The following is a 2,360-nucleotide window of genomic DNA, read 5'->3' as shown; positions in this document are numbered from 1 at the left end:
CAATGATATCTAATTGACCAAGGCAAACTGCAGCAGTAGCTATTCCCAACGTTACAGCGGTACCAATCCGTGGTTCATCATCTCGTCCACTACCCGTACCTAGGAATCGCATCCAACGGGGTAATACCCCATCTCTAGCTAGTGCCTGTAAAATCCGGGGAGCACCCAGAATACTGCCTAAGGCACTGCTGAGAGTAGCACCCCATACCCCGAGTAGGATTGACGGACCCCAAAATGCCATCTGCCTCATAATCAGAGGATTGGCAATTAGGGCATCTCCCCCCACCCGCATCGATAGAATAATTGGTACGATCATATAAACGGCATATCCTGTGCCTACTGCTGCCAGAGTACCGATGGGAATGGCGCGGATCGGGTTGCGTAGATCACCGGACATATTCACCCCAGCCATGATACCGGTCACGGCAGGGAAGAAGACAGCAAAGACACCCCAGAAGGATTCTTTGGAGGTCACCCACAGCTCAATATTAGCTACATCATAAGGGTAATCATGGTTACCGACGAATAGAGCAATCAGGGATAGCACTATCGCAGCCATAATAAAGTATTGAATGCGGATGGCGAGGCTAGCGGAAGTCCAAGCCAGTATTGCCACTAAAATAGTAGTAATTAGCGCTACATAAAGCTGGTTGAGGTGGGGAAAGGTCTGAACTACGCTCTCAGCAAAACCAATAGTGTATAAGGCGACTGAGAGAGCTTGGGCAAAGTAAAGGGGAATTCCTACGGCACCGCCAGTTTCAATTCCTAGGGAACGGCTAATCATGTAATAGGCACCACCAGCCCTAACAATGCGGTCAGTTGCGATCGCAGAAATAGACAGAGCCGTCAAAAAGGTAATACTGGTGGAGAGGGTAACAATGATTAGGGTACCCACTAAACCAACATTACCAAGTACCCAACCAAAGCGCAGGTACATAATAACCCCCAGGATGGTGAGAATCGACGGAGTATAGACCCCACCGAATGTTCCCAAACCTGAAGTTTTTTCCTGAGTAGGCTCGACAACAGGAGATGAGCGGCGACCAAACAGTAACTTCATATGTCTCAAACACGAATATAGTGCATTAAGCTAATCTGACTATAGGGAATAGGGAATAGGGAACAGAGATTTTCATTCCTTTGGTGTGGGCGAAACGCCCATGGATTTCTGACTTGAAAATAGCCCTGAGGCCAAGCAAGTGCGAAGCGTCCTCGGTGAAATACCAGAGATGTTCATACTTTGTTGTTAATTCATTTTTGATGGGGGTATAGCTGGAAAATTTTTCAAGTCCTTGGCAGACAATGTCAGTTGGTGAATTGATAATGGTTCATGAACAACTCCACCAGTTCTACCCCCAAGCCACCGACATTGCAACTAAAGGATGTTACAACGTTGGTAGCCTGGGCTTTTGGTTCAACATTGAATGAATTTCACACCACAGGACTAACTGCTGTCATGGGGTTTTGGGCAAACAAGTACAAACTGCTAATGGAACGAAGAGAACAGAAACGATAGTCTTTTAATCTGACAGTCTTTTAAGCTGACTACAGAATTAACTTGCGCGCATTCCCAACTTTATGCACCCCAATCACGAATTTAAGACATTTTTTCCTCAATGACCAATTACCCAATATGGGTAATATCAACTCCGGTTAATCACTTCGTTGATCAATCCAGTCTTCAAGAAGAGCGCCAGTGTGTTGTACTTAACCAGACAATTCTATGTAGAATTCTGTTGGGCTAGATAGTCAGCCCACAGCCTGCGATACCATTCAACTGTAGCGTGAATGACAATAAGCACTATGGAGCCTGATTCTCTACCGACAGAGTTAATTTTGACCCACCCACGTCAGACCATTGGCAATGTTCAACTGGATTGGATACCTCAACCCGGTAACTATCTCAACTTTAAAGGTAAAACCTACACAGTTTTAGAGCGCCGCCACCGCTACTGTCTTAAGTCAGGGCGCTATCGTTTGCATAAAATTGCTCTGTATGTGCAGTCTTCTGGACAGCCTAGTGAAAAAAGCCTGCTCCAGGGGCGTTGGGTGATTGGGGATGCCAGCTGCTATTTCAATGCTCACTCTGAATTGATTCGTTGTGCTGTCAATCCAGACGGACCCTGTGATTCTTGTCGCTTTTACAAACCGTTGAAAACCGGAACTAACTAACTAACCATTACCTAGAACTTCTCCTACTTCTAAACGCATACCATTGGCAAAATCCCAAGCCGATTGAGCACGTTTGCCAGCTAATTGCACTTGCTGCAACAACAACATTCCCTTTCCAGTTTGAATAATTGGACCGATTGTCTTGGCAATCTTTACAACTTCTCCAGGACGACCTGAACCAACATCAA

General features: G+C 45.8%; 3 protein-coding genes and 1 pseudogene. 2 read left to right on the top strand and 2 right to left on the bottom strand.

Annotated features, from left to right (window positions below):
- Window positions 1-1,060: amino acid permease (locus tag F6K38_RS39610; protein WP_287360377.1), on the bottom strand; the 1,060-nt coding region annotated here is incomplete at its 3' end.
- A 270-nt stretch (window positions 1,061-1,330) separates the two neighbouring features.
- Here F6K38_RS39610 and F6K38_RS39605 point away from each other — a divergent pair.
- Window positions 1,331-1,516 (top strand): hypothetical protein, encoded by a 186-nt coding sequence (locus tag F6K38_RS39605; RefSeq protein WP_287360376.1) that lies wholly within the window; start codon window positions 1,331-1,333, stop codon window positions 1,514-1,516.
- A 287-nt stretch (window positions 1,517-1,803) separates the two neighbouring features.
- Window positions 1,804-2,172: a DUF6464 family protein gene (locus F6K38_RS39600; RefSeq protein WP_287360378.1), complete on the top strand. Its 369-nt coding sequence runs from the start codon at window positions 1,804-1,806 to the stop codon at window positions 2,170-2,172.
- On the opposite strand, the pseudogene F6K38_RS39595 reads toward F6K38_RS39600, so the two are convergent.
- Window positions 2,173-2,360: pseudogene (locus F6K38_RS39595) on the bottom strand (methionyl-tRNA formyltransferase); the annotation flags it as partial. It lies immediately after the preceding gene.

This window comes from Moorena sp. SIO3B2 (assembly GCF_010692525.1).
In the GTDB taxonomy this organism is placed as follows: domain Bacteria; phylum Cyanobacteriota; class Cyanobacteriia; order Cyanobacteriales; family Coleofasciculaceae; genus Moorena; species Moorena producens.
Note: the sequence above shows the minus strand (reverse complement) of the source record. Positions and strands in the feature narration are given on the sequence as shown.